Source organism: Flavobacterium sp. FlaQc-48 (assembly GCF_044007335.1).
In the GTDB taxonomy this organism is placed as follows: domain Bacteria; phylum Bacteroidota; class Bacteroidia; order Flavobacteriales; family Flavobacteriaceae; genus Flavobacterium.
This window is the reverse complement of sequence record NZ_JBIPCR010000009.1, coordinates 190,621-216,451: the sequence shown is the minus strand read 5'-3', so window position 1 is coordinate 216,451 and position 25,831 is coordinate 190,621. Positions and strand designations below refer to the sequence as shown.

Genomic DNA, 25,831 nt, shown 5'->3' with positions numbered 1-25,831 from the left:
GTTTTTAAAACCTATTAGGATAATAATATGTAATTATTTCGATTCTACTTTATTTAGAAATATCCAGGTTTCGTCTGGTTTTGCTCCTTCGATTCCGGTTTGGTATTTTTTCATTAAAGCATTCCATTCGTCAACGCGCGGATTATTTTGGGTTGTTTTTGGATTCAGTTTATCCAGATTTTCTCCTTTTGGGATACTGATAATCAGTATCAGTTGTTTTTCATTTTTGAAAACCTGCAATTGCTGAAAATCAGCATTACAGAAACCTTTTGCGATTTCCGGCCATTTTTCGAATTGTGTGGTATGATAATCAACATATTCCTTTTGCAACTTTGGATCATCGACCAAATTGGCTGTCAAAACAATATTCTCCCATTCTGATGCCGGTTTTGACTCTTTGCATCTGTCAAAATTTTGGAAATCATAAATCGGATTTTCAAAGATTTTAATTTGAAGGGATGGAAAAGCCAACGCCAGCTTTCGCTTTGTTCTTTCCGGCTGATTCATCTTACCATAAATCACCAAGCGATTTTTCCATTGGTACAACGATTCACCTACAATTCGGAATCCTTTTATAGTTGATTTTATTTTTTCGATATCAAAATCAGATCCTGTTAATTCGATCGCAACCGATTTTGGCAATTCTTGTAATCCCCAGCTTTCATCAATAAAAACTTCTTTAGTTAAGTCCGTATAGGGCGCTCTGATTCCGGCAGCATCTTTGATTTTAGTACTTACATACGGATTGTTATCCTGCCAGATATTGCCTTCGGGACCATTATTATTTTTAAGGATTTTCTCGGTCGCAATCCAGTTGTTTTTGATCGTAAATCCCTGACTTCCTTCATCTGTATACAAATACAGCCACAAAAACGGATCGTGTGCATAAGGACTGTTGTAAACCTTATCGATATAATTTTCTTCGATTCTGCTGTTTGGCTGTGATGAAAGGGTATAAATGCCCGAAACATCATGAAGATGTTTGGCATAATGATGAATTTTATTCCCAAGTATTTTATTGTTTTTCATCACATTTGCCGTGTGTGTCCAGCCCCAGCCCATTGCGATTCCGGAGTAGGATACATCTGAAATTTCGTTGTGTTCGATCGTAATATTGCGAACAAAACCTGCGCTGATTCCCAGCGTTCCCCAATCTTCATTGGTAACATTGGTAATCAAATTATCCGCAATTAATTCATCAGAACAAATTTCTCTTTCGTCTTTTACATTTAATGGTAAATGGGCTTCAAAAGCTTCTTCTGAGAATACTCCAACGTTTATAGCGCTTCCGCCAATGTCTTTGAATAAGTTTCCTTTTACGATATTATGATTTGTTCCTTTATTCAAATCTAATCCCGTTGAGGCCAAATGCTCAAAACGACAGGATTCAAACTGAATATTATTAGCATAATTCACTTCTACAGCCGCTCTTGGTCTTCCTACCCACGCCTGATTTTCTAAACTGGCCTGATTGGGAGTTCCTGGAATCTTTAATTTATAAGCATCCAATAAATACAAACCGGACTGTAACGGAACGTGACCTTGCTGCGAAGGACGAAGCCAATTGCTGTACTGAAACGAAATCCCTTTAAATCTAAAATCATGTACCGGAGCATCGATAGTGCCTTTTACTTCTACTAAATTTTCTAAAACCGGAATGGTAACTTTAGCCGAATTCATGTTTTCTCCGGCTCTTGGAATATAATAGACTTTGGCATTTTTCTTATCCAAATACCATTCTCCGGCTTCATTCAGCATCGAAATCCCATTATTTAAAAAGAAAGCTGAATTTCCGTTGTTTTTCGAAATCCATGGTGCCGGCCACGGATGTTCGCTCTGAATACGGCTTTCCGGCTGTTCAAAAGAAAGTCTTGCACTGTCTTTTTGAATTTCGATATTTTTGATTCGAAGATTGGCCACTGACCACCATTGTGTGATGAACATTTCCATTCCCGGCTCAAACTTAATCGACTTGTCTTTAAACGGAATCCAACACGTTTGCGATTCATGATCCCAGGACAAAATACGGTCCATGGTGTTTCCGGAAGTGCTCTTAGCACGCACCGCTTTTTTGTCATTGACCCATAACTGACGGTAATTAATAATTTCGCCTGCTATTTTAGGCGCATCCGCCACCCAGACATTCGCTTTTTTTATTCCGTTTATAGTTGGGGCTTTTTTCCAGTTTTTAATTTCAAATCCCCCGCTTATTATTGGTTTTGCATTTAGATCTGACACAATTGTGGTTGGACTTTCCGGAGTTCCTGAATCTTCAGGTCTCACAAACAATGGTTCGTTTAAATAATAAGTACCGTTCATTATGATAATCTGAATCCCTCCTTTTACAGACGGATCTTTTAATCGGCGTAGTTCTCTGGCTTTTCGCATTGCCATTTGTACCGTTGCTACAGGATTTGATTTTGTCCCTACATTGGTATCTTTTCCGTTTGGGGAAACCCAAATCTCAGCAGCGTTGGCTGAAAAGACGGTACAGAAAATAAAAAAAACAATGAAAATTTTACGAAAGGAATTTGAATGCATTATTTTGAATTTTTAAACTTTTTTTGGTATTAAAATTATTAGGAGAATAATTTAAAGTAATAAAAACTTTACATCAGTAGACATTTTAACATTTACCTTAAATATATGGCACAATTTAGAAGAACATAAAAATATAAGTATCCTGTACCCTCCTGCTATTATTGAAATGAACGGGGATAAAAGATATTTTCTTAACTTTTACTATTTCTTTTGTGGCAATCTTTCGATTAAGGGGAATATTTAGAATATTTTTTTATAGATTTGTGTAATCGATTACATTTAAGTTTTATGATTAATAGTAATTTATTTTTTCCTTATCAATAAAAAAATAAGGATCATTAAACAGATTCAGCAAATAAAACCTTTCAACTCAGATTCAAATTTTAACCATAATACAATATCAATGAAAACTAACCCAATTAACTTTTTACGTATTGCTTTGGCAATTATGATTGCAAGTTGTTCGCAGAACATTGTCGCCCAGAATTCGAAATCCTATGACACTTACAAAAACATTGAGTTTAAAATGGCAAAGGTCAAAGAACCTGTAATTCCAAAAAACAGTGTGAACATAAAAGATTTTGGTGCTGTAAATGGCGGTTATGTTCTCAATACTAAGGCTTTCGCTGATGCTATAGACGCAGTTTCAAAAAAAGGCGGAGGAAAAGTAATTATCCCTGCGGGAATCTGGCTTACCGGACCTATTATTTTAAAAAGCAACCTTGAATTGCATGCCGAAACCGGAGCATTAATCAAATTCTCTCCTGACAAGAGTTTATATCCGATTATAGAGACGAGTTTTGAAGGATTGAATACATGGCGCTGCATCTCTCCTATTTATGGTAAAAACCTTGAAAATATTGCTTTCACCGGAAGCGGTGTCTGGGATGGTTCAGGTGAAGTCTGGAGACAGGTTAAAAAGAGTAAATTAACGGAGGGGCAATGGAAAAAATTTGTTGCTTCAGGCGGTGTTCTGAATAAAGACAAAACAAGCTGGTATCCGTCAGAAGTTTTCATGAATGCTTCTAAAGGAGCCGATCAAAATGTACGCCCTGACTTAAAAACGAAAGAAGATTTTGAAAAAATTCATGACTTTTTGCGTCCGGTGCTGGTAAGTATTCAAAACAGTAAAAGAGTTTTGTTTGATGGCCCTGTATTTCAGAATTCTCCGGCATGGAACATTCATCCATTAATGGTTGAAGATTTAATTGTGCGTAATGTTACCGTTCGTAATCCGTGGTATTCACAAAATGGCGATGGTCTTGACGTAGAATCCTGCAAAAATGTGATCATCGAAAATTCAAGTTTTGATGTGGGTGACGATGCGATTTGTATTAAATCAGGAAAAGATAAAGACGGTCGTGATCGTGGCGTTCCTTGTGAGAATATCATCATAAAAAATAATATCGTGTATCACGGACACGGAGGTGTAACGGTTGGAAGCGAAATGTCCAGTGGTGTAAAAAACATGCATGTATCGAACTGTACTTTTATGGGAACTGACGTTGGTCTTCGTTTTAAAAGTAACCGTGGACGTGGCGGTGTGGTGGAAAACATTTATATCTCTGATATTTTTATGACAGATATTCCGTCGCAGGCTATTTCTTTTAATTTGTATTACGGAGGAAAATCAATAGCAGAAACGTTAGAAGAAGGTGGAGATAAAATTATTAATAAAGCAATGCCTGTCACTGTTGAAACGCCACAATTTAAAAACATTTCAATCAAAAATGTGACGATTAAAGGCGCTCAGCAAGCCGTATTTCTACAAGGTTTGCCTGAAATGAATTTAGAGAATATCGAAATCTCCAACTTAATCGCTACAGCAGAAAAAGGTTTTTCGATCATTGATGCTAAGGGAATCAAAATCACTAATGCAAAACTGGATATTGCAGACAGCAATGTATTCGAAATTTATAATGCTAAAAATCTGTCTTTGAAAAATGTAGAATTCAATTCGACATCAGCAAAAGCAATTTCTATTAATGGAGAGGCTTCTCAGAATATTGAATTTGCTTCATCAGCTAATTTTGATTTTGCAAAGAAAACTACTATTGGGGAGACTGTTCCTAAAGGGGCTGTGAAGTTTTAGATTATAGATTATAGATTATAGATTATAGATTATAGATTATAGATTATAGATTATAGATTATAGATTATAGATTATAGATTATAGATTATAGATTATAGATTATAGATTAATAAAAAAGCAGGCTTTCCGATGGAAAGCCTGCTTTTTTATTAAGTTTCTTTGTCATTTCGTCGAGATGACGAGATTGTGCCTTCTACAAGATCAAACCCGTCGGCTTTAATTATGTAAGGAGAATGATAAAATTCTTTATAAATTATAAAAAGAACTCGCATTCCCGAACCAAATCTTATTCTGGTCTTCTATAGAAAGTTGCGAAATATAATCTTCTAAAGTTTTTACGACTTCGGAATAATTTGATGCGACATTCAAAACGGGCCAATCTGATCCGAACATTAATCTATTGGCTGGGAAATTTTCGAAAATAACATCTAAATAGGGTTTTAAATCAGAAGGTTTCCAATTATTCCAGTGAGCTTCTGTAACCATTCCTGAGATTTTACAGCTTACATTTTCGTATTTTGCTATTTCCTCGATTCTTTTTTTCCAGGAAGCACTATCACCTGATTTTATATCCGGTTTTGCAATATGATCGATTACAAAAGCCTGATCCGTAAAATGTTGTACCAAATCTATTGTAGCCGTTAACTGACGATGAAAAATAAGAATATCATAGGTATAATTGAACTTTTTTAAAGCTGAAATTCCGTTACGAAAATCCTTTCTAAACATAAAATCATCGGCTTCGCCTTGTACCACGTGCCGAAATCCTTTTATCTTTTTAAAAGAAGAAAAGTGATGCAGTCGTTCTTCTATATTTGATACTCTTAAATCAACCCAACCCACGATTCCTTTTATAAAATCATTTTTTGAAGCTAAATCTAAAAGAAACTCCGTTTCCTCTTCAGACTGACTGGCCTGAACGGCTACGCAACCAGAAAATTGATTCTGCTGAAGCAGCGGTAAAAGATCTTCGGGCAAAAAATCCCTTTGGATCTTTTGCATCGAATCATCAATCCAGCTGTCTCTTACGGGATCAAATTTCCAAAAATGCTGATGTGAATCAATACGATTATTCATCTTATATTAATTTACATCGCTGATTAAGGCACGATCTAAATGCACGTAACCGCCATCAACAAAAACAAATTGTCCTGTTGTATGCGATGAACGATTAGAAATGATGAAAAGTGCTGTATCTGCAATTTCTTCTGTTTTGGTCATTCGGCTTTCAAACGGAATACTTTTGTTGATTTTCTTCAAAACCGTTTCACCGTCCGGAAGTGTTTTCAACCAATCGTCATAGGCCGGCGTAAAACTTTCGGCAATAATAATGGCATTCGAACGAATTCCAAACTGAATTAAATCAACTGCCCATTCTCTGGTTAACCCTAAAACCCCACCTTTGGCAGCAGCGTAACCTGAAGTTCCCCCCTGTCCTGTTAGAGCTACTTTTGAACCAATATTCAGGATATTTCCTCTCGATTCTTTCAGGTATGGAAGCGCATATTTTGTCAATAAAAAATAACTTACTACATTCAGTTTCAACGAATTCATGAAATCCTCATAACTAGAATCTAAACCTGCTCCGTCATTCACGCCAACATTATTGATCACAGCGTCTATTCTACCGTATTTTGCAACGATTTTTTTAACGGCATTTTCTATTTCAACAGGATCCGTGACATCTGTTTTAACGAATAATGAATCTATATTTCTTTTTTGAAGTGCTTCGGCATAACCAAAACCTCTGTCATTCCTATCGACAAGTACCGGAATTGCACCTTCATCTGCCAGTCTTTTGATTATCGTTTCTCCTATACTTCCTTCTTTGCCAGCCGAACCCGACACGACAATAATTTTACCTTTTAAATTTAAATCCATTTTTTGTGGTTATTTGAGATTATCCGTAGTTATAAATTTTAAACACCTGGAAACATAATTTTCATAATCTAAAAAAGTTGTTTCACTTCAAATAAATCCCATAGATTTCGCTAGGTGAAAAAAATCTTGATTTTCTGAAAAATATCTTAGTTAATAATTTTAAAAACCTATGTTTCTATGTGTTTAAATAGTATACGCAATGAATTAATCTAATTCTATTAATGCTTTGATCACATTGTTTTTCGGATCAATCAATTTTCCAAAATTGTCAATCATATCACTAAAACCAGTTCTGTGTGTGATGTACTTTTTAGGATCAATTTTTCCGTTTTTAAGACATTCCATTACATATTCAAAATCCTGAATGGTGGCGTTTCTGCTGCTCATCAAAGTCGATTCTCTTTTATGAAAATCAGGATGACTAAACGTTAATTCACCTTTTTGAAGCCCTACCAAAACAAATCTTCCGCCGTGCGAAATATAATTGAAAGCATCATTCATTACATTTCTGTTTCCCGTGGCATCAATAACCACATTGGCCATATCGCCATTGGTGATTTCAGCCAGTTTTGCAGTAACATTTTCGTTTAACGGATTTATTGTCGCATCGGCATTCAGTTCATTTTTGCAAAAACCCAATCGGTATTCGTTGATGTCCATCACGATCACTTTTGCGCCTGCAATTTTCGCAAACTGAATCAATCCAATACCAATTGGTCCGGCGCCCATTACCAAAACAGTATCATTAGGTCCGACAGCGGCTCTTCGAACACCATGTGCAGCAATTGCCAACGGTTCTACCAATGCCAGCTGATCGTAATCTAATCCCTGCCCGTGCAGTAAATACTGCTCCGGAATCGTCACATATTCGGCCATTCCGCCATCAATATGAACTCCAAAAACTTTGATATTCACACAACAATTGGTTAAACCGTTTCTACAGGCCACACATTTTCCGCAATTGAAATACGGAATAAAAGTTACTTTATCTCCCGGCTCAAAACCTTTTGCATTTCCTTTTACATATTCTGCGGCCAGCTCATGCCCTAAAATTCTTGGGTATTCAAAATAAGGCTGCGTTCCGCCAAAAGCATGAATATCAGTTCCGCAAATTCCTATTCTTTTTATTTTTAATAATACCTCACCTTCTTTTGGTTCCGGTATTTCTTTTTCTTTTAATTTGAATTCCTGTGGTTTTTCACATACAATAAATTTCATTCTCAATTTTGTTTTAGATTACTTCTGATATGCAACCGCAGTTTGTTTACTTGTACCTAAACCTTCTATTCCAAGTTCTACCACATCCCCCGCTTTAAGGTAAATTGGGTCGGGTTTAATTCCTAATCCAACTCCCGGAGGTGTTCCTGTACTGATAATATCACCAGGAAGCAAGGTCATAAACTGGCTTAAATAATGTACTAAATATGGGATTTTGAAAACCAGATTTAAGGTATTACTGTCCTGGAACTTTTTACCGTTTACGCTTAGCCACATCGACAAATTATCAACGTCTTTTACTTCATCTCTTGTTGCCAAAAAGGGTCCGAGAGGCGCAAATGTATCACATCCTTTTCCTTTTGCCCATTGTCCGCCACGCTCAATCTGAAATTCTCTTTCACTATAATCGTTCAATAAAGCATATCCCGCAACATAATCAAGAGCTTCAGCTTCTTCGACATAACTCGCTTTTTTCCCTACAACAAATGCCAGTTCTACTTCCCAGTCTGTTTTTACACTATTTTTAGGAATAATTACATCATCATCAGGGCCGCATAAAGAAGTGGTTGATTTAAAAAAGATGATAGGTTCTGTTGGAATTGGTGCGCCTGTTTCTACACAATGATCTACATAATTCAAACCAATACAAATTAATTTTGACGGTCTTGCCACCGGAGATCCTAAACGCACATTCGCATCTACTTCCGGTAAAACCGGATTACTGTCTAATGCTTTTTGTAATTTTTCTAAACCGTTTTCTTCAAAAAAACTTTCGTTAAAGTCTGAAACAATTGACGAAACATCATATCTTTTTTCACCAATTAAAACTCCTGGTTTTTCTTTTCCAATTTCTCCAAAACGTATTAATTTCATATTTTGTTTTTTTTAGTCACTAAGGCACAAAGTCGCTAAATTTCTAAGTTTTTTTTAGCTTAGAGTCTTAGTGACTTAGTATCTTAGCAACTTTGTTAATTATTTATTTTAAAGTTGTTGAGTTGCTATCCTGACAGCTTGAAAACTAATTTCCTAAATCTTAAAAAACTTAGCAACTTAGTATCTCAGAATCTTAGCAGCTTTCTCTAGTTGTTTAATTTAATAAATCCTCCGTCGATTGGGTAATCGCTTCCGGTAATAAATCCTGCTTCGTCACTGCATAAATACAAAGCCAAAGCGGCAATTTCATCCGGTTTCCCCATGCGTCCGATTGGTTGGGATTGTGATAATTTTTCGAACATTTCGGCTTCTTTTCCAGCGTAATTTTTCGAAATAAAACCATCTACGAATGGCGTATGAACCCTCGCAGGAGAAATCGAATTACAACGGATATTATCTTTGATATAATCTTTTGCCACAGATAAAGTCATGGCCATAACCGCGCCTTTTGCAGTAGAATAGGCAAATCGATCCGGGATGCCTACCCATGCCGCAATGGATGCCATATTGATAATTACACCACCTTTTGAAAGTCTCAATTGTGGGATTGCTGCGAACAAACAATTGTAAACTCCTTTTACGTTTACTTCCATGACCCGATCAAAATCAGATTCCGGAGTGGTGTCTACCTTACCTACGTGAGCAATTCCGGCATTATTGATCAGAATATGAATATTCCCGATGGCTTCAAATGTTGCTAAAACGTCCTTTTGACTCGCCACATTACAGGCATGCGAAAAAACATTGCCGCCTAATTTCCTAATATCTTCAACTGCTTCCTGAGCACTTTCTACAGTTAAATCCAGTATATGCACTTCTGCACCCTGTTTTGCAAACAATGTTGCAATGGCTCTGCCAATTCCGCTACCTCCTCCTGTTACTACAGCTTTTTTATTTTGTAATGAAAACATGTTTTATTCGTATTTAGTCTTTAATTATATCGTTATAGTTTTCTGAAATTAATAAATGTAAAAAACACAATTACAAATGTAATCGATTAAATATAATTTTACATTTTATTTTCTTACTAATATAATAAAATGATCTTTCTTTAAAAAATTATAACAATTTTTATTGGCATTGTAAAAAAAATAACCTTCAATGAAACTATACGCAAAAAAATCAATGTAAAAAGTTACATTTTCTTGGTCATCTCAATCTTATTTCTAATTTTGTAATTGTAATTTTTACATTTATTAATTCTACCTAATATCAAGACAACATAATTCGATAAAAATGATACTATTAAAAGGCATAACGTGGAATCATACAAGAGGTTTATTGCCAATGGTTGCAACAGCACAAAGGTTTACAGAACTACATCCAAATATTGAAATTACCTGGGAGAAAAGAAGTCTGCAGGAATTTGCCGACGCATCGATTGAAGATTTGGCTAAAAAATTCGACTTATTGGTAATCGATCATCCGTGGACAGGTTTTGGTGCGCACACCAATGCTATCCTTTCTCTTTCTGATCACCTTTCTGCTGACTATATAAAAGATCAGGAACTCAATACAGTTGGGCGTTCATACGGAAGTTACGTTTTTAGCGACAAATTATGGGCATTACCAATTGATGCCGCGACTCCGGTTGCAGCTGCACGTTTGGATATTTTAGAAAAACAAGGTTTAAAAGTACCTCAGACCTATGATGATGTATTGGCTCTGGCCAAAAAAGGATTAGTGGCTTTTGCCGGAATTCCGGTTGATGTTTTGATGAGTTTTTATATGTATTGCTGTAGTTTGGGCGAAGCTCCGTTTCAGTCTGATGAAAAAGTAATCTCAGTAGAAATTGGAAAAAAGGCTTTACAAATGTTCCGCGAATTGGCACAGTTAATCGATCCTGCTAATTTTAACAGAAATCCAATTCAGGTTTATGAGGCTATGGTTAATTCTGATGCAATTGCCTACTGCCCTTTCGCCTACGGATATTCTAACTATTCGAGAACAGGTTACAGCAAAAACTTACTTCATTTTTATGATTTGGTCCGTTTGAATAACAACCCGATGATTAGTTCTTTGGGCGGAACCGGTTTAGCCGTTTCTTCCTTCAGCAAAAATATTCCCGAAGCGATTGCTTATGCTGAATTTACGGGATCATCACAGGTTCAACAAAATATATTCGCTGATAATGGCGGACAACCGGGGCATCTGCAAGCCTGGAAAAGTGACCGAATTAATGCTTTAACGCATGACTATTTCAAGAATACCTTACCTGCTTTAGAACGTGCTTTTTTACGTCCAAGATATTCCGGACATATGTATTTTCAGGATCATGCAGGCGATGTGGTTCGTGATTATCTGATGAATGGCGGAGATGAGGAATTGGTTTTAGAAGTCCTGAATTCGCTTTATGCAAAATCGCTAAACCTGCAAACCACATGAGACCACTTGAAGGATTAGTTGCATTGGAGTTTTGCCAGTTTTTGGCAGGTCCGTCAGCAGGATTAAAATTGGCTGATTTAGGTGCCAGAGTGATCAAAATCGAACGTCCGGTAAAAGGGGAAGCGTGCAGGCAATTGAGCATCAAAGATCTTTTTGTCGACGATAGCAGTTTGCTGTTTCATACCATTAACAGAAATAAAGAATCTTTTGCAGCTGATCTTAAAAACCCTGAAGATTTAATTTTGATTAAAAAACTGATCGCTCAGGCTGATATTATGACCCATAATTTCAGGCCGGGCGTCATGGAAAAAATAGGATTGGATTTTAATGAAACATTGTCCATCAACCCAAAAATAATCTACGGAACTATTACAGGTTACGGAGATAAAGGTCCTTGGGCAAAAAAACCGGGACAGGATTTATTACTGCAATCCTTATCCGGATTGAGTTGGTTAAGCGGCAGAAAAAGTCAGGAACCTGTTCCGTTTGGTCTGGCTGTGGCCGATTTAATGTGCGGAAATCATTTTGTTCAGGGTATTTTAGCGGCATTACTCAAAAGAGTCAAAACCGGAAAAGGGGTTTTGGTCGAAGTAAGTTTATTAGAGTCTGTTTTGGATGTACAGTTTGAAGCCCTTACTTCATTCTTAAATGATGGAGGTCAGTTGCCGGAAAGAGGCGATATTAAAGGAAGTGCACATGCTTTTTTGAGTGCTCCCTACGGCGTATATCAAACTCAGGACGGTTTTCTTTCCTTAGCGATGGGCGATTTGCTTTTTATTGGAAATACGCTTGGCGTTGATTTAAAAAAATATAGTGAGAAACAGCTGTGGTTTGAAAAAAGAGATGAAATCAGAGCAATATTAGCCGGAAAACTCCTAACTCAAACAGCTGATTATTGGACAACATTACTTCAAAAAGAAGGAATCTGGTGCGGAAAAGTATTCAATTATGAAGAACTCGACAACCAGCCTTTTGTAAAAGAACTAGAACTGAAACAAACCGTCAAAAATTCTGATGGAGAAACTTTGGTCACAACCCGAAGCCCCATTCAGCTTGACGGAAAAATTTTAAAGAGCACAAAAGCAGCTCCTAAAGTTGGAGAAGACAATTCAAAAATACACGAACAATTTTTAAACAACGCATGAAACCATTAGAGGATTATTTAATAGTAGATTTTAGCCAGTTTCTATCAGGTCCTTCTGCAAGTTTGCGATTGGCTGATCTGGGGGCACGCGTGATAAAAATTGAAAAACCGGGAACAGGCGATATCTGCCGGACTTTATATACATCAGATCTGATTATGAATGGTGAATCTTCTGTTTTTCATACCATTAACAGAAATAAAGAATCGTTTGCCATAGATTTTAAAGAACCTGAGGAACTTGAAAAATTAAAAAAACTATTGGCTAAAGCTGATGTCGTGATGCATAATTTCAGACCGGGAGTTATGGAACGCATTGGTTTAAGTTATAATGACGTCAAAGCTTTTAATCCAAATGTTATTTACGCTTCGATTTCAGGTTTTGGCGACCATCCGGATCTAAAAGATTTACCGGGACAGGATTTACTTTTACAATCCTTAACGGCTTTAACGTGGCTGAGCGGTAATCAGGATGATGGTCCGGTTCCAATGGGTTTATCGATTGTCGATATGTTGGCCGGAGCACATTTGGCTCAGGGAATTTTGGCGGCTTTATACCGAAAAGCCACTCATACTATTGGCGCTTCAGTTCAGGTCAGCATGTTAGAATCGGCTTTTGATTTTCAGTTTGAAACCATCACGACCTATTTTAATGATGGCGGTGAATTACCGGTTCGGACTAAAACGAATAATGCTCACGCTTATTTAGGCGCGCCTTATGGAATTTACAAAACCCAAAATGGCTTTCTGGCCTTGGCGATGGGCTCTATTCCGGTTCTGGCTTCACTTTTAAAATGCGATGCACTTTTGGCGTTTCCTGAAAATAAATTCACTTTAAGAGATGCAATAAAAAATATTCTCGCGACACTTTTGCAAACTCAGAGTACTGATCACTGGCTGAATATTTTAGAACCCGCAGACATTTGGTGTGCCGGAGTTTTAAACTATCAACAGCTTTTTGCCGAAGAAGGCTTCAAAGTTTTAGACTTTACACAAAAAGTAACAATGCTGGATGGTTACTCCTATGAAACGACAAGATGCCCCATTAAAATTGATGGAGAATATTTAGTATCTGGCAAAGGTTCTCCAAAATTAGGGCAGGATAATGATAAAATTATTAAAGAATTTATAGCTGTATAATGAAGAAAATAAGAATCGCTATCCGAAAATTCGATCCTTTCGAGAGTACGCTGCAAAAGCTATGGGATTTATTTTGTATTAAAAATAATATTCAGGCTGAAGCCGAAATGATTCCGCTCGAATTGCACGAACTTTATGAAACTACAATTTTAAAAAAGGGTTTAAAAGAAGGGAAATGGGATATTGCGCACCTCAATACCGATTGGATTTTTGATGCCGTACACGAAAAAGCGGTTCTTGATTTGTATTCATTCATAGCAGAAAATCCTCCTGAAAGTTATCCGTACGGGTGGCACAAATCGCTTTTGCATTTACAACAACTGGATAATGGCACGTACGGGCTTCCTTTTCACGATGGCCCTGAATGTTTAATTTACAGAAAGGATTTATTCGAAAACGAAACTGAAAAAGCAAATTTCAAGAAGCAGTTTGGTTACGCGCTTTCTACTCCAAAAACCTGGGCAGAATTTACAGAAATTGCAACATTCTTTAACCGTCCCGAACAAAATCTATACGGCTGTATTTTTGCCAATTATCCGGACGGGCACAATATGGTTTTTGATTTCTGCCTGCAGTTATGGACTCGTGGCGGCTCTCTAATCAACGAGAAAAATCAAATCTCCATTCATAGTGAAGCAGCCGTTCAGGCTTTAGATTTTTATCGTAAAATCGTAAATGACAAAAATGCCGTTCATCCCAGGTCGAAAGAATTTGGCTCGGTTGAAGCGGGAATGGCTTTCGCTGAAGGACAAGCAGCAATGGCTATCAATTGGTTCGGATTTGCTTCGATGGCTGAAGTTATCGAAGAATCAAAAGTGAAAGGGAAAATTGATATTACTTCCCTCCCATCCGATCCGAATCATAAAACAGCTTCTTTGAATGTGTATTGGTTGTATACAATTGGTTCGGGAAGCAAACACAAAAGATTAGCTTACGATTTTTTACGATTTGCCACTACTCCGGAAAGTGATAAACTATTGACCACAGAAGGCGGAATTGGCTGCCGAAAATCGACCTGGAAAGATAAAGAAATTAATACTTTAATTCCGTTTTACCATAAACTGGAAATGCTTCACGAAAATGCGCTAACATTACCACAAACGCCAATTTGGCCAAAAGTTGCTGAATTTATCGATCATATGGTTTTAAAAGCTATAAATAGTGATATTCCTTCGGCACAATTATTAGAAGAGACTCAAATTAATATTCAAAAAATAGAATAGACATGAATATTCCCTATCAACCTAAATTACCGGAAACCAACCAGCCTATTATCATTATCGGCGCAAGCGGAATTGTAAAAGATGCGCATTTGCCTGCTTACGAAATGGCCGGTTTTACTGTTTTTGGCATCACCAACAGAACGATTTCTAAAGCACATGATCTGGCGAAACAATTCAGGATTGCACATGTTTTTGAAAATGTAGCAGATGCGGTTAAAAATGCGCCGTCAAACGCTGTTTATGACATTACAGTTCTACCCGATCAGTACATCGAAATATTGGAACAACTGCCTGACAGAGCCGCAGTTTTGATTCAGAAACCCATGGGAAATGATCTGGCTCAGGCACGTGAAATCGTAGCGGTTTGTGAACGCAAAAACCTGGTTGCGGCGATTAATTTTCAATTGCGTTTTGCGTCTTTTGTAAGCGCTGCAAGACATTTAATCAATGAAGGAATTATTGGTGAATTGTATGATTTTGAATTTAAAGTTACTGTAAACACGCCTTGGGAATTGTTTCCATTAATTAAGGAACACCCCAGATTGGAAATTCTTTTTCACAGCGTTCACTATATCGATTGCATCAGATCCTTTTTGGGAAATCCGAAGAGTGTGATGGCCAAAACGGCCAAACATCCGCTAAAAAAATTATCCTCCTCCCGCTCTACCATCATTTTAGATTATGGAGAAGACAAACATGTCGTGATCAATACCAACCATGATCATCATTTTGGCCCTAAACACGAGGAAAGTTATATCAAATGGGAAGGAACAAAAGGCGCTATAAAAGCCAAAATGGGTTTGTTAATGAATTATCCTGATGGACTGCCGGACGAATTCGAATATGCTTTAGAAAACGAAAAAGGCGAATACGAATGGCAAAAAATTAAACTTGAAGGCTCATGGTTTCCCGAAGCTTTTATAGGAACAATGTCCAACCTAATGCGTTTTAAAGAAGGTTCAGATACCCAATTACTGGCAAGCGTTCAGGACGTCCTCGACACCATGAAAGTCGTTGAAGCCTGTTATATCAGTAATAAAAACGGCGGGGTTACTCTTGGCGAATTATAATTTGGAAGAAAGATGTGAGATGCAAGATGTGAGATGTGAGATGAAAGATGCAAGATGAAAGATGCAAGATGTGAGATGAAAGATGTGAGATGCAAGATGCAAGATGAAAGATTTGAGATTTGATATGTGAGATATAGGATGTTAGTTGATCGTTATTTTGAAACAATTGATATTAAATAATTTTTATTTCCATTTCACTTTTAACATATAAACTTAGCCTCTTTCATCTTTCATCTTGCATCTTGCCTCTTGCCTCTAAAAATCTTACTTCTTGCCTCTAAAAATCTTACTTCTAACTCCTAAACTCTAACCTTTATCAAACTAAAAAATATATGTATTTCAAATCAACATTTTTCGAAGAGTATCAAATTGGTGACAAGCGCGTCACTTTTGGGCGAACGATAACCGAAACCGATTTTGTGGTTCACGCTGGTCATACGGGAGATTTTTTTCCGCATCATATGGATGAAGAATGGTGCAAAACACAACCTTTTGGACAGCGTATTGCCCACGGTACCATGGTTTTTAGCATTGGCATTGGCCTGACCGCATCTGAAATTAATCCGGAAGCTTTTTCTAAAGGATATGACAGAATGCGTTTTGTAAAACCGGTACATATTGGCGACACCATTCATTCTGAAATTACGATCTCGGAAAAAGGAGAAGCCAAAAAACCGGATATGGGAACTGTCACAGAACACGTTGAAATAATCAATCAGAGAGGGGAAGTTGTTCTTGTTTGTGACCATTTATTACTAGTCAACAGAGGATCAGAGGGACAAAGAGACAAAGAGACAAAGGTTTCCTGACTTTGAACCTAAAACCTTTGCAACTCTGAACCTCTGAGCCTTTGAGCCTTTATAACTATGCACCTTTGAACCTATTAACTTAAAAAAAAAACTAACTATGCAAATAACCAACCAAATTGGCGATCAACATGAGGTCGTTACAGAAAAAGGAACAGGAACAAAATACCTTTTGCCTTTTATATTAATTACCAGCTTATTCTTCCTTTGGGGAATGGCACACAATCTGGATTCTATTTTAATTCCGCACTTAAAAAAGGCTTGCGAATTAAACAATCGCCAATCGACATTGATTGATACGGCGGTCTTTTTCGCTTATTTTGTAATGGCTATTCCGGCAGGAATGTTAATTAAACGCTTTGGTTATAAAAACAGCATTATTACCGGATTATTGGTTTTCGCAACAGGTGCTTTTCTGTTTGTTCCTGCTGCAAATACCCGAACTTACGAATTATTCTTGTTTGCTTTATTTGTGATTGGCTGTGGATTAACAATTCTGGAAACGAGTGCCAATCCGTATGCTGCGATTTTAGGACCTCCGGAATCTTCTTCTAAACGATTGAATTTAGCCGCCTCTTTCAATGGATTGGCAGCAATGGTCGCTCCTATTGTGGGTTCTTTATTTATTCTTTCGGGAAAAAATCATACACCGGAACAAATGGCCGCAATGTCTGACGCTGCAAGATCAGCCTACTTGCTGGAAGAAGCTTCATCAGTAAAATTGCCTTATATTATTCTGGGAACGGTATTGGTTTTAGTTGCTATTTTATTTTATTTCATGCATTTGCCTTCAATGAAAGCACAACATGCAGAAGTTGAAGTAAAACCGGGATTCTTTTCTGTATTAAAATTTCGCCATTTAAGCTGGGCTGTGGCAGCGCAGTTTTTCTATGTTGGTGCCCAGGTTTGTATTACGAGTTTCTTTATCAGGATTGCACAGCAAGGCGGAGGATTAGACGAAAAAACAGCCGGATATTATCTTGGTATTTATGGGTTCTTGTTTATGGCGGGACGCTTTATTGGAACATTCTTTTTAAAATTCGTTAAAGATTATGTTTTGCTTTCGATCTATTGCGTTTGCAGTATTTTATTATGTTTGGTAGCGATCTATGGAACCGGAATTTACGTAATCTACGCGCTTGGCGGAATCGGATTCTTTATGTCGATTATGTTTCCAACGATCTTTTCTTTAGGTATTGTGGGCTTAAAATCGAATACGGAAACGGGGTCTTCATGGTTGGTCATGTCGATTGTTGGCGGTGCAATCCTTCCTTACGGAATGGGGACTTTGATTGATATGAAACACGACGATATTCAGTCGGGATATATTATTCCGCTGTTGTGTTTTGTTATTATTTTATCTTTTGGAGTCTATGGACACAGCGTAAAAGAGGTGAAATAGGCTTTTCACCTTCATGAAAAATAAAAAAAGGTTTGAATCAAAAATGATCTGATTCAAACCTTTTGATTTATAAATCTGTTAGAAACTTATTCTAAACAAAACCATTCTTTTACCTTTTCGGCAATGGTTTCCTGATTTACAATATTTTCAAATTCATTGTTTGTTGGATTATAGCGATACACTTCCTGCCATTCTGCATAATACGAAGCTATTTTTTGTATGGCATTACAAATAAACAATAATTCTTCGGTTGCCATTGTGGGATGCAATGATATTCGGACCCAGCCTGGCTTATTGCTTAGATTTTTCTGAAGAAGTTCGTTTGTCATTACCATTGATTCTTCGTTATCAATATCAAACAAATAATGTGCGTATGTACTCGCACATGACCAGCCGCCACGAACCTGAATTCCAAAACGATCGTTTATAATCCGGACGATTAAGTTGTAATGAATGTTTTCTATAGTGAAAGAAACGCAGCCAATTCTTTCCCTATTTAAATCTCCCAAAATAGATAATCCTTTTATCTGTTGAAGTTCTGAAAAACAAAGATCTAAAAGCTCTTTTTCTCTGTTTTTCATGTTTTCGATCCCCATTTGGTCTTTTAATTCCAGGCACAAAGCCGTTCGCATCACTTGCAGAAAGCCCGGGGTTCCACCATCTTCTTTTATTTCGATGGCATCGCTGTAATGGTAACCACCCCAGGGATCCGTGCATTTTACATTTCCTCCTCCCGGATTATCCGGAAAATCAGATTGGTATAATTTTTCATTAAAAACCAAAATTCCACAAGTCCCGGGGCCTCCCAGGAATTTATGTGGCGAAAAGAAAATCGCATCTAATTGTTCGTCCGGATCTTCAGGATGCATATCGATTGGAACATAAGGCGCTGAAGCTGCAAAATCGACAAAACAAAAACCTCCGTTTTGATGCATTATTCTGGCCAGTTCATGATAAGGCGTAATCATCCCGGTAACGTTAGAACAAGCAGTAAACGACCCAATTTTTAAAGTTCTGTCTGCGTATTTTTTAAGTTCTGCCGACAAGGTTTCGGGATCAACCAAATTGTTTCCATTTGGCGGTAAAACCACTACATCGGCAATGGTTTCATACCACGGAACCTGATTGGAATGATGTTCCATGTGTGTGATAAAAACGACTGGTCTTTCATCATCAAAATGTAGTTTTACGTTGTAAATATTATCATAGGAACGTAAACCCATAATGCGGTGTAACTTCGATAAAGCGGCAGTCATTCCGGTTCCGGTTGCAACCAGGCAATCTTGCCCGTTTGCATTGACATGCTTTTTGATTAAATCTCTTGCATGCTGATACGCATAAGTTGAAGCTTTACCTGTTTCGCTTGAAAACGAATGGGTATTGGCGATCATTGGACCAATTTTATTGAGCATGATATCTTCTATCGGCAAATACAATCGTCCGCTGGCAATCCAGTCGGCATAGAGTAGTTTTTGTTTTCCGTAAATTGATTCGAAAGTATGATTTACGCCAATGGTGTTTTCTCTAAACTTAGAAAAATAACGTTCTAATAGTGTGGGTTCCGTTTTATTGAGAATAGCATTCATTATAGTATTTCTTTTAAAACAAGTTTATTTTTTGAATTTTTTGATTCCTGAATTCAGCCAATTGTAATAATTTTCAATATCCGGATTATAGGCTGAAGGCTCCGTTAGATTGGTACTTTCATGGTCTACGATTACATAAAAAGGCTGAGCATTGGCTTTATAGGTTTTAATTTGTAAATCGCTCCATTTGTTTCCAATCGTTTTGATTTTTTTACCTGTGGTTTCAGAAACGTATTGTTCGTTTTGCGGCAATTCTTTTTTATCATCCACATACAGCGAAATCAAAACTATCTGATTCTTTAGAACACCTAAAACTTTAGGATCCGACCAAACTAACTCTTCCATTTTTCTGCAATTCACACAGGCATATCCTGTAAAGTCTAACAAAACCGGTTTTCCTGCTTTTTTTGCGAATTCCATTCCTTTGTTATAATCATGAAATGTGATGATATTTTGCGGACCAAATTCAGCTCCTTCCGGCAAATCTGATTTTGTTTCGCCAGAACTTTTAGAAACTCCAAATCCGTCCGGCGATTCGCTGTAGTGCATGGGTGGCGGAAATCCGCTAATTAGTTTTAAAGGTGCGCCCCAAAGTCCGGGAATCAAATAAATCGTAAAACTTAAAACAAGTAATCCAAAAATCAGTCTTCCGACAGCAATATGATTTAACGGGGAATCATGAGGTAGAGTAATTTTTCCAAATAAATAAAGTGCGAGAACGCCAAAAACAGCAATCCAGATTGTTAAGAAAACTTCTCTTTCCAGCCAATGCAATTGCAAAACCAGATCAGCATTGGATAAAAATTTGAATGCCAAAGCCAATTCCAGAAATCCTAAAACCACTTTTACGGTATTCAGCCATCCGCCCGATTTTGGCAAGGCATTCAGCCAGCCCGGAAATGCAGCAAATAAAGAAAATGGCAAAGCAATAGCGATCGAGAATCCTAACATGCCCACGATTGGCGCAATTCCGCCTTTTGAAGCGGCTTCAACTAACAATGTTCCTACAATTGGCCCTGTACACGAGAAAGATACAATGGCTAATGCCAAAGCCATAAAGAAAATTCCAATCAGTCCTCCTCTATCTGCCTGAGAATCGACTTTGTTGGCAAGGGAATTGGGTAACATGATTTCGAAAGCACCTAAAAATGAACAGGCAAAAACGACTAACAAAACAAAGAAAATCAGGTTAAACCAAACATTGGTAGACAATGCATTCAGCGAATCGGCACCAAAAACTGCGGTTACAATAGAACCTAATAAAACATAGATAATCACGATCGAAAATCCGTAGATCAAAGCATTTCTGATTCCGGCTGCTTTGGTTTTGCTTTGTTTCGTAAAATAACTCACTGTCATTGGGATCATCGGAAAAACGCATGGTGTTAACAAAGCGGCAAAACCGGATAAAAAGGCAATTATAAAAATGCTTACTAATCCTCTGGATTCATTTTTTTTAGTGTCTTTTACAACTGCTTTTTCTCCTCCTGTAATAACCGTTTTTTCTTTTGTTATTACAGCATCTTCCTTAGGGATCAGAGTATTTTCTTCGGCGGAAGCCAATTTTTCAGAACTCGGAATTTTAAAAGATAATTCTTCAGATGATGGCGGTAAACAATTGCTGTCATCACAAACCATAAATTCGACTTCAGCAGCGATATTTGGAATTTCATCTGAAGTCAATTTTATTTTCTGCGTAAAAACAGCTTTGTCTTCAAAATACTTAATTTTCATATCGAAGATCTTATCTACTGTTTCATGTCCCTTGTCTTCAGTTGTTTTTCCGATTAATTCGAATTTTTTCTTCGCATTTTTAAAGGTAAAAGCAGTTGGCGACGGCCCGCCTTCTTCAATATATTGACCATACAAATGCCAGCCGGATTGTATGGATGCTTTAGCTTTTAAAATATATTCTTTATCTGATATTTTCTCGACAGTAGTACTCCATTTTACCGGATTGTACATTTGCCCGAATATGCTGCAAGTCACCAGCAGCATAAGGGTTACAATACTATTTTTCATTGGTTTTGGTTTGATATTTTTGGAAAAAAAGAGCTGTTGGCAAACAGCTCTTTTACGGTCTTTCTTAGAAAATTTGCTTACTAATTCAGTTTCTAATATGAAAAAAATGAAAGACTACTATTAAAATTGTTTCAGGTTTCAGGTTTCAGGTTTCAGGTTTCAGGTTTCAAGTCGCGGTCGCAATATTGGATTGCGGTAACTTTATCAAAGTTTGCAATACAATCTTGTCATCCCGAGGAACAAGTGATCGCAGTAGAGATTTCACAAAGTAAATTGACAATCGTTGTTGAGCCTGATGTGTCATACCCCGTTCCTGGGGATGATAAAGAATGCGGTTACTATGCTCCTAAAGAACAGCTATTGCAAAGGCTTACCATCCTTATCCAGTGAACCTGATTTAATGACAATCATTTTGTCCGGCTGAATATACTTTTTGATGGCAGCATTGACTTGTTCCAACGTTACTTTCTCAATATCTTTTGGATATTGTTCAATGTAATTGGGCTCCAGACCTCTTTCGATAAAGCTTAAAATCGTTCTGGTCATTCCGTTTGTGGTTGACATTCCTACTTTAAAACTTCCAATTAAGTTGGTTTTCTTGTTTTCAAGTTCTGCTGCGGTAATTCCGTCTTTGACCCATTTATCGATCTGAACCATAGTCGCGTCTAAGCCTTTTTGAAATAAAGTTGGATTAAACGAAGCATTTACCATCCAGTAACCTCCAGTGCTGATATTTCCGCCCATTCCGGATGAAATATTATATGTTAAACCGTCATTGTCACGAACCGTTTGCATCAAGCGTCCGGCAAAACCGGCACCCAGAGTATAATTGGCAATGTAAAACGGAATATAATCAGCATCGGCTCTTTTTAAACCGGTGTATTGTCCGATGAATAATTCGGCGCTTGGTTTTTCAGCAATGGTAACGACTTGCGTTTTTGAAGGTGATTTTACAGCTTCTTCAAACTTCATGTTTTCTACTACTCCACCGTTCCAGTTTTTGAATGATTTCTTTATTGATGCGTTTAAGTTTGCGCCTTCAGTGTCTCCTACAATTACCAAGTGCATCGATGCCGGTCCGAAATATTTTTTATGGAAAGCCTTAACCTCATCTAAGGTTGCGTTCTTAATATTGGCAATATTATCCTCTACACTTAAACTATAATTTGGGTTTGCTTTTGGATAAATAGCCTGCGACAAAGCGATGCTGCCTCTCTCGCCCGGATCGTTTAAACTTTGTTGGGTGTTTCCGATGAATTGCTGCTTTAAATTTTCGAATTCTTTGGCATCAAACAAAGGATTTCTAAGTTCTTCTGCTAATAGTGCAATTACCTGATCCAGATCTTTTTTTAAACATTTAAAACCAATATTTATCTTAAAAACCGAGGCATTTACATTTAAGTTTACCCCTAATTTTTGCAGTTTTTCCGAGAATTTAAACTTGTCATTCAGCGTTGTTCCTTTGGATAACATAGATGCTGCCAAGGACGGAATCATCGTGTTTTTTGTTTCGTTTGCATAGTTTCCTAATGAAATACTGGCTGCAACAGTCACGAAATCCTTAGCCGATGTTTTAACTGAAACAATATCAATTCCTGCTACTTTTTCTCTTTTGTAGGCAGAAGCTGTTTTTTCTGCCCCATTTTTCTCTTCAAGTTCTGCTGCGTTATGTATTTGTTTCAATAAAACAGATTCCGCAGCTTCTTCGTGGTCGTGATCGTGTTTTGGATCTCTGTAATAAAACGGTCCATTTTCCGGCATAAAATTATGGGCCTGAGCTGTATCTTTATTTTGCGTACCATTTTGCTTCGGAATGAAATATCCGGTTGTACTTTGATCTTCGACTAAATATTTTTGAGCGACACGCAGAACATCTGCTGGCGTCACTTTTTTTAATCTGTCCACTCCGGTGATGTAATCTGTCCAGTCTCCTGCTGCAATAGCTTCGTTAAGCTCAGATGCAATAACTCCGGAACCGTCACGGGCTAAAATAGTTTGTGCACTAATTTTGGCTACGACACGATTTACCTCATCCTGAGTCACGCCTTCTTTCTGAATTTTAAGTACTACTTCGCTTATTTTAGCGTCGATGTCTTCATGTTTCGAAGTCGTTTGAAAACCAACTCCAATGGTAAAAAGTCCCACTTCTTTAAAATTTGTAGCATTCGCATAAGCGTAAATTCCCAAACGGGTATCTACAAAAGTTTTATTTAAAATCGCTGATGGCCCGGAACCAATGATTTCTCCCAAAATATTTAAGGCCGGTACATCTTCATGCAAGGCTCCGGGAATTTTATAGGCTTTGTTTACCACACCCAATTCTCCCGGTTTTTTAACCACTATTTTACGGGGACCGTATTGTTGAGGTTCTTCGGTATAGGGTTGTGGCATTGCGTTTGGTGCTTTGGTAATTGTACCAAAATATTGCTCGATTAATTCGAATACCTTTTCTTTTTTGAAATCTCCAATAATGGTTAAAGTTGCATTATCCGGCCAGTAATACGTATTATAGAAATTACGTAATACTTCGATTGGCGCTTTTTCAATATCTGATTTCCAGCCAATTGTTGAATGATGGTACGGATGCGCGATATAAGCCGATGCCCAGATTTCTTTGTCCAACAAACTGTTTGGATTGTTTTCGCCACGCTCGAATTCGTTACGGACCACAGTCATTTCGGCTTCTTTATCTTCTTTCAATAATAAAGAATTTCGCATTCTGTCCGCTTCTATTTGAAGGGCTAATGCTATTTTATCACTTGGTAAGGTTTCAAAATAATTCGTACGATCGTACCAGGTTGTCGCATTCAATTGTGCTCCGGTATTTTGAAGTACATCCGTAATCGTATTTCCATTTTTCTTGTTGAAAGTTGGCGTTCCTTTGAACATTAAATGCTCTAAAAGGTGCGTTGATCCCGTATTTCCTAAAACTTCATTTTTAGACCCTACACGATACACAATTTGTACGGTCGCCACAGGTGATGCATTGTCCTGCAAAAGCAAAACATTCATGCCGTTGGGCTGGTATAAATATTCTTCGATTCCGCCTAACTCTTTTATTTTCTTAAAGTTAATTGATTTGTTCTGCGCTGAAACCAGGGTAAAGAAAGCTAATGAGCAATAGCCCAGAAAGATGTATTTTTTCATTTTTGTGATATTTTTTTATAGTTTTCAGTTGAAATCTTTGAAAAAACTGCCCAAAAAAACTGACAATTGTGACTGTGACTAAAAAACTTATTTAGGATTTACTAAAAATTTCTTTCAGTTTTGATTGAAGTTCTTCTTCTCTAAGATTTTTGGCTACAATTTTCCCGTCAGGTCCAATTAAGTAATTAGTGGGTACTAATTTTACTCCGTATAAAACAGCAACATCATTTTTCCATCCTTTTAAGTCCGAAATATGTGTCCATGTTAGTCCGTCTTTTTCGATGGCTTTTTCCCAAAGTTTCTTTTTATCATCCAGTGAAACGCCTAAAACATTAAATCCTTTGTCGTGGTAGGTTTTATAGGCCAAAACTACGTTTGGATTTTCTTTACGACATGGTCCGCACCAGCTCGCCCAAAAATCCAGTAAGACGTATTTTCCTTTGTAATCGGATAATTTTACGGCTTTTCCGGTTACGTCGGTTTGAGAAAATTCAGGGGCAACAGATCCTATAGCTGTTTTTTCATTAAGATCTATGGTTGCTTTTAATTGTTTTCCGTAAAATGATTTCTGAATTTCAGGAGATAATACAGCATAATATTTTTTTACCTGTTCCGGTGTCCCGTAAGATACAATTCGGTCACTGATTATTAGTGCAGCACCTATTTTATCTTTATTCTTTAATATATATTTATCTGTTAAGTCATCAGCGAAAGCTTGTAGATCTTTCCACTTTTTGTCCATCATCGTTTGTTGTTCCGGCGTTAGTTTTACTTTTCCATTTTGTTGTAAAGAATCTGATAATTTATAAATGGGCCCGGCAATAGCTTGTATTTTTTTGAATTCGTTATTGTAATACGATTGGTAAATATCGTATTGGGTTGCCCCGGTAATTTTGGCTTTAAAAATAGAATCCTTTTTAGCCTCAATCTTAATGTCTTCGTTATCTAATAACAGAAAAGCACCATATTCCTGACCTTTTAATTTTATTGTATACAGCAACGGCTCAGCTACTTTTCCTGTAAATGTAAAAACTCCCTCTTTTATCTGAGCTGAGTCTGTTATTTTTTTATTTCCTTTTTCATCTGTATTTTCGAGATACACGGTTCCTTTATCTAATCCGGAAATTGTTCCGTTAATAGTAAAACCTTCCTTTTTAGAGCAGGAAGTTATTGTGGTCATTAGCGCTAAAGCGGCTAAACCTGATTTTAAGATGGTACTTTTCATATTGTTATTTTTTTTGTTT

Annotated in this window: 18 protein-coding genes; 8 read left to right on the top strand and 10 right to left on the bottom strand. The window is 37.2% G+C overall.

Going from position 1 to position 25,831, the window contains the following annotated elements; all coding sequences use genetic code 11:
- Window positions 1-33: 33 nt before the first annotated feature.
- Window positions 34-2,541: an L-rhamnose mutarotase gene (locus ACHRWY_RS15815; protein ID WP_395355957.1), complete on the bottom strand. Its 2,508-nt coding sequence runs from the start codon at window positions 2,539-2,541 to the stop codon at window positions 34-36.
- A 403-nt stretch (window positions 2,542-2,944) separates the two neighbouring features.
- On the opposite strand from ACHRWY_RS15815, the gene ACHRWY_RS15810 reads away from it, so the two are divergent.
- The gene (locus ACHRWY_RS15810; protein WP_395355955.1) at window positions 2,945-4,633 is read left to right on the top strand and encodes a glycoside hydrolase family 28 protein; all 1,689 of its coding nucleotides are present in this window, start codon (window positions 2,945-2,947) and stop codon (window positions 4,631-4,633) included.
- A 246-nt stretch (window positions 4,634-4,879) separates the two neighbouring features.
- On the opposite strand, the gene ACHRWY_RS15805 is transcribed toward ACHRWY_RS15810, so the two are convergent.
- The 5 genes from ACHRWY_RS15805 to ACHRWY_RS15785 all read right to left on the bottom strand — a co-directional run bounded on the left by ACHRWY_RS15805 (window position 4,880) and on the right by ACHRWY_RS15785 (window position 9,576).
- Window positions 4,880-5,710, bottom strand: a complete 831-nt coding sequence (locus ACHRWY_RS15805) for an amidohydrolase family protein (protein WP_395355953.1) — start codon at window positions 5,708-5,710, stop codon at window positions 4,880-4,882.
- Between the two features lie 6 nt (window positions 5,711-5,716).
- On the bottom strand, window positions 5,717-6,514 hold the full coding sequence (locus tag ACHRWY_RS15800; protein ID WP_395355952.1) for an SDR family oxidoreductase: 798 nt from the start codon (window positions 6,512-6,514) through the stop codon (window positions 5,717-5,719).
- A 204-nt stretch (window positions 6,515-6,718) separates the two neighbouring features.
- Window positions 6,719-7,732, bottom strand: coding sequence for a zinc-binding alcohol dehydrogenase family protein (locus ACHRWY_RS15795; RefSeq protein ID WP_395355950.1), 1,014 nt, complete (start codon window positions 7,730-7,732; stop codon window positions 6,719-6,721).
- An 18-nt stretch (window positions 7,733-7,750) separates the two neighbouring features.
- Window positions 7,751-8,605, bottom strand: coding sequence for a fumarylacetoacetate hydrolase family protein (locus ACHRWY_RS15790; RefSeq protein WP_395355948.1), 855 nt, complete (start codon window positions 8,603-8,605; stop codon window positions 7,751-7,753).
- A 206-nt stretch (window positions 8,606-8,811) separates the two neighbouring features.
- Window positions 8,812-9,576, bottom strand: a complete 765-nt coding sequence (locus ACHRWY_RS15785; RefSeq protein ID WP_395355947.1) for an SDR family NAD(P)-dependent oxidoreductase — start codon at window positions 9,574-9,576, stop codon at window positions 8,812-8,814.
- A gap of 325 nt (window positions 9,577-9,901) precedes the next feature.
- Between ACHRWY_RS15785 and ACHRWY_RS15780 the strand changes: the two genes are divergently transcribed.
- From ACHRWY_RS15780 to fucP, 7 genes are all read left to right on the top strand, one after another.
- On the top strand, window positions 9,902-11,050 hold the full coding sequence (locus ACHRWY_RS15780) for an ABC transporter substrate-binding protein (RefSeq protein WP_395355945.1): 1,149 nt from the start codon (window positions 9,902-9,904) through the stop codon (window positions 11,048-11,050).
- The gene (locus ACHRWY_RS15775) at window positions 11,047-12,195 is read left to right on the top strand and encodes a CaiB/BaiF CoA transferase family protein (protein WP_395355943.1); all 1,149 of its coding nucleotides are present in this window, start codon (window positions 11,047-11,049) and stop codon (window positions 12,193-12,195) included. Before ACHRWY_RS15780 ends, ACHRWY_RS15775 begins: the two co-directional genes overlap by 4 nt.
- Entirely contained in the window at window positions 12,192-13,331 is a 1,140-nt protein-coding gene (locus ACHRWY_RS15770) for a CaiB/BaiF CoA transferase family protein (protein WP_395355941.1), read from the top strand. The genes ACHRWY_RS15775 and ACHRWY_RS15770 overlap by 4 nt, the downstream gene beginning before the upstream one ends.
- Window positions 13,331-14,554 (top strand): extracellular solute-binding protein, encoded by a 1,224-nt coding sequence (locus ACHRWY_RS15765; protein WP_395355939.1) that lies wholly within the window; start codon window positions 13,331-13,333, stop codon window positions 14,552-14,554. Before ACHRWY_RS15770 ends, ACHRWY_RS15765 begins: the two co-directional genes overlap by 1 nt.
- Before the next feature lie 2 nt (window positions 14,555-14,556).
- A complete protein-coding gene (locus ACHRWY_RS15760) occupies window positions 14,557-15,624 on the top strand; it encodes a Gfo/Idh/MocA family protein (protein ID WP_395355937.1) in 1,068 nt (355 codons plus the stop codon).
- A gap of 332 nt (window positions 15,625-15,956) precedes the next feature.
- Window positions 15,957-16,433: a MaoC/PaaZ C-terminal domain-containing protein gene (locus ACHRWY_RS15755; protein ID WP_395355935.1), complete on the top strand. Its 477-nt coding sequence runs from the start codon at window positions 15,957-15,959 to the stop codon at window positions 16,431-16,433.
- A gap of 97 nt (window positions 16,434-16,530) precedes the next feature.
- Window positions 16,531-17,832, top strand: a complete 1,302-nt coding sequence (fucP, locus tag ACHRWY_RS15750; RefSeq protein WP_395355933.1) for an L-fucose:H+ symporter permease — start codon at window positions 16,531-16,533, stop codon at window positions 17,830-17,832.
- An 86-nt stretch (window positions 17,833-17,918) separates the two neighbouring features.
- Here the strand turns inward: fucP and ACHRWY_RS15745 are convergent, their stop codons facing one another.
- From ACHRWY_RS15745 to ACHRWY_RS15730, 4 genes are all read right to left on the bottom strand, one after another.
- Entirely contained in the window at window positions 17,919-19,418 is a 1,500-nt protein-coding gene (locus tag ACHRWY_RS15745) for an aminotransferase class V-fold PLP-dependent enzyme (RefSeq protein WP_395355931.1), read from the bottom strand.
- Between the two features lie 24 nt (window positions 19,419-19,442).
- On the bottom strand, window positions 19,443-21,440 hold the full coding sequence (locus tag ACHRWY_RS15740) for a cytochrome c biogenesis protein CcdA (protein WP_395355929.1): 1,998 nt from the start codon (window positions 21,438-21,440) through the stop codon (window positions 19,443-19,445).
- A gap of 357 nt (window positions 21,441-21,797) precedes the next feature.
- Entirely contained in the window at window positions 21,798-24,587 is a 2,790-nt protein-coding gene (locus ACHRWY_RS15735; protein WP_395355928.1) for a M16 family metallopeptidase, read from the bottom strand.
- A 91-nt stretch (window positions 24,588-24,678) separates the two neighbouring features.
- Complete coding sequence (locus tag ACHRWY_RS15730) at window positions 24,679-25,812, bottom strand: redoxin domain-containing protein (RefSeq protein WP_395355927.1); 1,134 nt, start codon at window positions 25,810-25,812, stop codon at window positions 24,679-24,681.
- Window positions 25,813-25,831 lie beyond the last annotated feature (19 nt).

Bases quoted from the DNA above. Each gene is read 5' to 3' on its own strand.
- ACHRWY_RS15815 (WP_395355957.1), bottom strand. From the start codon at position 2,541: ATGCATTCAAATTCCTTTCGTAAAATTTTCATTGTTTTTTTTATTTTC.
- ACHRWY_RS15810 (WP_395355955.1), top strand. From the start codon at position 2,945: ATGAAAACTAACCCAATTAACTTTTTACGTATTGCTTTGGCAATTATG.
- ACHRWY_RS15805 (WP_395355953.1), bottom strand. From the start codon at position 5,710: ATGAATAATCGTATTGATTCACATCAGCATTTTTGGAAATTTGATCCC.
- ACHRWY_RS15800 (WP_395355952.1), bottom strand. From the start codon at position 6,514: ATGGATTTAAATTTAAAAGGTAAAATTATTGTCGTGTCGGGTTCGGCT.
- ACHRWY_RS15795 (WP_395355950.1), bottom strand. From the start codon at position 7,732: ATGAAATTTATTGTATGTGAAAAACCACAGGAATTCAAATTAAAAGAA.
- ACHRWY_RS15790 (WP_395355948.1), bottom strand. From the start codon at position 8,605: ATGAAATTAATACGTTTTGGAGAAATTGGAAAAGAAAAACCAGGAGTT.
- ACHRWY_RS15785 (WP_395355947.1), bottom strand. From the start codon at position 9,576: ATGTTTTCATTACAAAATAAAAAAGCTGTAGTAACAGGAGGAGGTAGC.
- ACHRWY_RS15780 (WP_395355945.1), top strand. From the start codon at position 9,902: ATGATACTATTAAAAGGCATAACGTGGAATCATACAAGAGGTTTATTG.
- ACHRWY_RS15775 (WP_395355943.1), top strand. From the start codon at position 11,047: ATGAGACCACTTGAAGGATTAGTTGCATTGGAGTTTTGCCAGTTTTTG.
- ACHRWY_RS15770 (WP_395355941.1), top strand. From the start codon at position 12,192: ATGAAACCATTAGAGGATTATTTAATAGTAGATTTTAGCCAGTTTCTA.
- ACHRWY_RS15765 (WP_395355939.1), top strand. From the start codon at position 13,331: ATGAAGAAAATAAGAATCGCTATCCGAAAATTCGATCCTTTCGAGAGT.
- ACHRWY_RS15760 (WP_395355937.1), top strand. From the start codon at position 14,557: ATGAATATTCCCTATCAACCTAAATTACCGGAAACCAACCAGCCTATT.
- ACHRWY_RS15755 (WP_395355935.1), top strand. From the start codon at position 15,957: ATGTATTTCAAATCAACATTTTTCGAAGAGTATCAAATTGGTGACAAG.
- fucP (WP_395355933.1), top strand. From the start codon at position 16,531: ATGCAAATAACCAACCAAATTGGCGATCAACATGAGGTCGTTACAGAA.
- ACHRWY_RS15745 (WP_395355931.1), bottom strand. From the start codon at position 19,418: ATGAATGCTATTCTCAATAAAACGGAACCCACACTATTAGAACGTTAT.
- ACHRWY_RS15740 (WP_395355929.1), bottom strand. From the start codon at position 21,440: ATGAAAAATAGTATTGTAACCCTTATGCTGCTGGTGACTTGCAGCATA.
- ACHRWY_RS15735 (WP_395355928.1), bottom strand. From the start codon at position 24,587: ATGAAAAAATACATCTTTCTGGGCTATTGCTCATTAGCTTTCTTTACC.
- ACHRWY_RS15730 (WP_395355927.1), bottom strand. From the start codon at position 25,812: ATGAAAAGTACCATCTTAAAATCAGGTTTAGCCGCTTTAGCGCTAATG.